The organism is Cellvibrio sp., assembly GCF_053579595.1.
This window is the reverse complement of the sequence record NZ_JBRFPI010000319.1, coordinates 1-5,426: the sequence shown is the minus strand read 5'-3', so window position 1 is coordinate 5,426 and position 5,426 is coordinate 1. Positions and strand designations below refer to the sequence as shown.

Genomic DNA, 5,426 nt, shown 5'->3' with positions numbered 1-5,426 from the left:
CACTCCAATTTCTGCGAGCGCATCGGCAAACGCCACATCGCCCTGAATACTCTTGGCACCCACACCCTGCACGCGCAATGGGCCAGCACCTAAAGCACCCGCAGCGAGGAAATAAGACGCAGAAGATGCATCGCCTTCTACATACACAGTCGCGGGGCTGGCATAACCGGTCGCCGCTGGAACAGTGAAACGCTCCCAGCCATCGCGCACTACGTTTACGCCGAACTGCGCCATCAATTTGAGGGTGATTTCAATATAGGGTTTGGAGATCAGCTCACTCACCAATTCGATTTGGGTTTCTTTGCCGGTCATCGGCAATGCCATCAGCAAGGCCGTAAGGAATTGGCTGGAGACGTCACCACGAATTTTGATGCTGCCATTAGCGGCGATTTGGGCGGGCTTGATCAGCAGCGGCGGAAAGCCTTCCTGCCCGAGATAGGTAATGTCCGCGCCTATCTGACGCAATGCATCCACCAAATCGCCAATCGGACGCTCATGCATACGTGCAACGCCGTGCAATTTGTAAGTACCACCGCTCAGCGCCAGCGCCGCCGTCAGCGGGCGAAACGCCGTTCCGGCGTTGCCGAGGAACAAATCTGCCTCTTTATTAGGGAAGCTGCCGCCAGTACCCACCACGCGATAATCGTTCTCGCCGGTTTTGGTCACACTCACACCCAGCGCCGCCAAGGCTTCCAGCATGCGGTCGGTATCATCAGATTTCAGCAGATCGCGGATATCCGTCTCGCCTGAGGCCAGCGCCGCCAGCAGCAGGGTGCGGTTGGAGATACTCTTGGAACCGGGCAATTGCACTGTGCCCTGGGCGCGGGTGACGGGAGCGAGATCGAGAAATTCCATCGTAGACCTGTTTATAAAGTGAAGGGCCGAGCGGGGCCAAAAAAAGAAAGTGCGCATCATACCCGCATCAGTCCTCGCCCGCATCCCTGAACTTCTCGCCAACCATGAATTTGGGGTTGACAGTCAGCCCCTCTATCGCCAAAATGCGCGCCTCATTTATGGCTAGATAGCTCAGCCGGTTAGAGCACAGCACTCATAATGCTGGGGTCGGCGGTTCAAGTCCGCCTCTAGCTACCATATTTGAAAAGCCAGCTTGGGTAATACCTTGCTGGCTTTTTTATTGGCTGACCATTTAACAAATCAGTCAGTCAGCTTTCAATTTTTCCAAAAGCGCGAGGATGAATTAACCATCCTCGCACACAGCCCCCCTTACCTACTTAGCAGTCCCCTGAATTGACCAAAGGAAATCCAATTGCAGGAAACCTTTAAAACTCTGATCTTCGCGCGACACATAGAAGTTCGTGAGATAAGGCAATGCATTGGTGTTGGGGTTAGGATTCGATGGATCTACCGTTGCGTTTCCGTGACACGTCATGCAATTAGTTTGAATGCCTACCGTTGCCATATAAGGCGTTTGGCTTCCGGGCGCTAAAATTCCTACATTCACGGGAGGAGTTCCAAACGTAGCTGCATTAAAACCCGCCTCAAGGTAAGGGTTGTAGGCTACGACCGGACCACCGACACTTTGCCCACCGACTGCTGGTTGATTGGGCGTTACCATTTGATATCCAATCGCCATCGCATAATGCGCAGCAGCGCCCGTCAATTGTGCAGGTCGTGCACCGGCAATTGCTGATGAGCTGGGTAATGGAGGAGTGGTTGGGTCCGGCGTCCAGAAATAGGTTTGCCAAGTCCATTCGTCAATTTCCCGCGAGGTCACATGCATCGCTATCAAGACAATCACATCACCCACCACTAATTTTTCTTGTCCGCTAACGAGTACGTTAAATGCTGCAATATTGTCTTTGGTGACAGGGTAATGCACAAAATCACCTAGGCCATAAGTATTCGAAGCATTAGAGCCAGCAGTACAGTCTTTATCGACAGATGCAGCCGTAGAGGTTCCGGTATTTTTGGTATTGATATACACGCAACCAGGCCAAGATGTTTCGGGAAAACCGTTTGCACTAATTTCCGGGGTCACAACGGGCGGAGTACCTGGCCACGCGGGCATCACATAAATAGAGCCATTGAGCATATTCGCTTTGGTAATGACTTTGTAAGTGGGTTTAACGGTAACGGCATTATTTGGAAACACAGGAATCGAACGAATATTACCGCTTCCACTGTTATAGAAAGCTTGCAGCGCCTTCAGCGAAAACAAATTGTTGTGATAGGCAAAATCCTGTGCTGCCGGATCGTACCCCATGGTGACAACAATATTGGTATCACGGATAGACAAAGGAGTAACTGAGGAGGAAGCAGCAGAAGACTTAACTGCCGTAGCCGCTTGTTCCAGCCCTTTTGTTTTGTGCGTTAATTGCCTTGGTTTTTCCAATAAAAATGTTCGTTTAGCAGGTGAATCCACTTTCTTTTCAGTGGCTTTCAAGCGCGGCAAAGCAGCAATTTCCGCTGGTGTTAACCAGGTCAGATATACCGGAACATTTTTTAATCCGTATTCATTTTGCCCACTCGGTGCCGTTAAGGATGTCCACAACCCCCAACCATGCAAATAAATTTCGTTGGAATTACCTGCATTAATCCACGTCATTAATTTTTCTTTATTTTCCGGAAAGCTATAACCTTTAATTCCCGGATCAGGAAGAGGCACTGGTTTTGCCGACGCAGCAGCAGATATCGACAATGCGATTAACGAACAAGACGACACCAACAACCTTCTTAGCTTCATAACACCACCCTTGATGATTAAATGAAACTTGAGCGTAGATAACTATTTGTGTGTTGGTTATTACACTTGATTACAAATATTAAAAATAAATATTGAAGCGACAAAAAATTTATTTACCCGTATCGTTTCTACACAGCGGTATCACCACCCCTCCTAATTCACATTAAATTCCACACATTATTGGACAACTACTTTTTTGTATCCTAGCAATACAGATTAATAAGCCGGCAGCTCATTTTGTGATTAAGCCGAGTGAAATACACACTGTGGCATCAAAAAATATGCAGCTTGCTTTTATATAAAAATGTAGTCCGGCATAATAGGTAGCTAGCAATAAGTAAATTAGCATACGCACCTTCACTTTCATTGGAGCTTCACCATGGAAAATACTCCTGCGCAACTTCCACCCACAATCAAAATCGGTATTTTAGTGTTTCCCGATTTTGAACCGCTTGATGTGTGGGGGTTTATCGAAGCATTTTCTATTTCACGCTTTATTGGTACAAATTATTCAGACCCCGCGCCCTATCCGTTTCAAATTGAATTGATATCCACCGAAGAAAAAAACTGTGCTGCGCATGGCCAGCCCCAAGCTGTCAGAAGCTATAACGGCGCGCGTGTAACACCGGATTGGTTTCGCGATGAAGCACTGGAACAATCATTTGATGTATTAATGATTCCAGGCGGCCAGGGTGTTCGAACACTTATGGGCATGGAAACCAATAACCCCCATGCATTTAATGAGTTAATGCAGTGGATAAAAATAATGGATCAATTAGTTCCAATTATGACATCCGTATGTACCGGAGCTGCATTACTGGCTCGCTCAGGCGTACTTGATGACAAGCCGGCGGCAACCAACCATCAGGCGTTTGCATGGGTTACGCAATTCGGGCCTAACGTGCGCTGGGATAATGTTTCTCGCTGGGTTGATGCAGGAAAATATGTAACCTCCGCAGGCGTTTCCGCAGGCACCGATATGGCCTTTCATTTGGTATCACGTTTAGCAGGCAGAGCCGTCGCAGAGGTTGCCGCTAAAGCAGCTGAATATGATTGGCATAGAAATCCTGACACGGCCATTTATTATCCGCAGCAGGCCAGTGTTCCCTCCAGCCGATAACCTCTGCAGTTCTATTGTGCAGAATTGCCACGCAAAAACCGTATGGCTGGTCAGAATTATTCCCAAGGCAATTAGATAACCAACAAACTTTCGGCTTACGGATTCGCAAGCCCACGCTGGCAGAAGAGAAATGACCGCTATTCGCGCAAAATAGGCCGTGCGCGAAACAATTCAGTGCACCACTTACCCTTAATTCGGTCAGGATTTTAATTTCCTGCCCATATGGTCAGCTAATTTTCCAAATCTGATAAATCGGGAACGGAATTTGCTGTAGAGCCAGCAGTGATGAATTAATCAGCCTTTTGCTGCGGAGCTGCGTATGCAAGCGTTTATCGAGAATATGCCGAAAGCCGAATTACATGTGCATCTGGAAGGCACCCTTGAGCCGGAACTCAGTTTTGCCCTTGCACGCAAAAACAATATCGAGCTGGGTTATGAGACACCGGAAGAATTAATTGCCGCTTACGATTTTTATGATCTGCCATCGTTCCTGACAATTTATTACGGTGCGATGAAAGTGCTGCGCGATGAAGCAGATTTTTATCAGTTGACGTGGAATTACCTGAGCAAGGCTTATAGCCAAAATACACTTTACGCCGAATTATTTTTTGATCCCCAGGCCCACACCAGTCGCGGCGTGGAATTTGGGGTGATCATGCATGGCATTCGCGCCGCGCAGGAAGATGCTGAAGCGAAACTCGGCATCAAGAGCCAGCTGATTATGTGTTTCTTGCGCGATATGAGTGCCGAGTCGGCCATGGAACATTTATTAATGGCTGAACCTTATCTCGCATGGTTAGTGGGTGTAGGGTTGGACTCAGACGAAAAAAATAATCCGCCGGTTAAATTCGCTGAAGTATTTAAGAAAGCGCGGGAGATGGGTTTAAAACTCACGATGCACTGCGATGTCAACCAACAAAATACCTTGCTGCATATTGGCCAGTGTTTGGATGAGATTGTGGTAGACCGTATTGATCACGGTGTTAACTCGCTGGAAAGTGACGCGCTCTGCGAAGCGATTAAAACCAAAGGCTTGGGCTTGACTGTGTGTCCGGTATCCAACCGTTTTGTAGTCCAGTCGCTCACATCAAATGAAATTCGCCGCATGCTCGAGAAAGGTATGCTCGCCACCATTAATTCCGATGACCCGGCTTACTTCCGCGCCTACCTCAATGAAAATTTAGTCGAGCTTCAGCGCGAAGGTAATTTTACTGCCGAGGAGATTGCCATTTTGGTTGGCAACGCATTCCGCGTAGCCTGGTTACCGGATGAGGAAAAAATGACTTACCTACAAAAGCTGGGCGCTTATATACAGAATGCGTCCATTCAATAATGCTTTATGCAAGAGAAACATGATGACTATTTTTTTGCGGCTATTGGTATCTATCACGCTCTCGGTCGCTGTAGCGACTATCAGTTATGCGAATGACACACCCAAATATTATGAAGCTACCGACACCATTGTTATTCTCGGCGCTGTACCACAAGAAATTCCGGTATTGACCGAAGCATTGGAAAACCCCGAGAAAAAATCTCTTTGGGGTATTCCCTATTGGCAAGGAAAACTTCACGGCAAACCGGTAATTATCGCCATTACCGGTA

General features: G+C 47.7%; 5 protein-coding genes and 1 tRNA gene. 4 read left to right on the top strand and 2 right to left on the bottom strand.

The genetic code is table 11. The annotated features are described in order from the left end of the window. The coding region (locus ACWA6V_RS16690; protein ID WP_449523549.1) for a 3-phosphoshikimate 1-carboxyvinyltransferase at window positions 1–855 on the bottom strand (855 nt) is incomplete at its 3' end. 160 nt (window positions 856–1,015) lie between these two features. Between ACWA6V_RS16690 and ACWA6V_RS16685 the strand changes: the two genes are divergently transcribed. After that, a tRNA-Met gene (locus ACWA6V_RS16685) sits at window positions 1,016–1,092 on the top strand. 136 nt (window positions 1,093–1,228) lie between these two features. Here ACWA6V_RS16685 and ACWA6V_RS16680 read toward each other — a convergent pair. Next, window positions 1,229–2,704, bottom strand: a complete 1,476-nt coding sequence (locus ACWA6V_RS16680) for a hypothetical protein (protein WP_449523548.1) — start codon at window positions 2,702–2,704, stop codon at window positions 1,229–1,231. Between the two features lie 379 nt (window positions 2,705–3,083). On the opposite strand from ACWA6V_RS16680, the gene ACWA6V_RS16675 reads away from it, so the two are divergent. The 3 genes from ACWA6V_RS16675 to ACWA6V_RS16665 form a co-directional block, all read left to right on the top strand. After that, entirely contained in the window at window positions 3,084–3,824 is a 741-nt protein-coding gene (locus tag ACWA6V_RS16675) for a DJ-1/PfpI family protein (protein ID WP_449523547.1), read from the top strand. Between the two features lie 319 nt (window positions 3,825–4,143). Further along, window positions 4,144–5,157 (top strand): adenosine deaminase, encoded by a 1,014-nt coding sequence (gene add / locus ACWA6V_RS16670; RefSeq protein ID WP_449523546.1) that lies wholly within the window; start codon window positions 4,144–4,146, stop codon window positions 5,155–5,157. A 19-nt stretch (window positions 5,158–5,176) separates the two neighbouring features. Beyond that, window positions 5,177–5,426, top strand: a 250-nt coding sequence (locus ACWA6V_RS16665; protein WP_449523545.1) for a hypothetical protein, incomplete at its 3' end; no start/stop codon positions are given.

Coding starts and splice junctions, on each gene's coding strand:
- ACWA6V_RS16675 (WP_449523547.1), top strand. CDS start 3,084: ATGGAAAATACTCCTGCGCAACTTCCACCCACAATCAAAATCGGTATT.
- ACWA6V_RS16680 (WP_449523548.1), bottom strand. CDS start 2,704: ATGAAGCTAAGAAGGTTGTTGGTGTCGTCTTGTTCGTTAATCGCATTG.
- add (WP_449523546.1), top strand. CDS start 4,144: ATGCAAGCGTTTATCGAGAATATGCCGAAAGCCGAATTACATGTGCAT.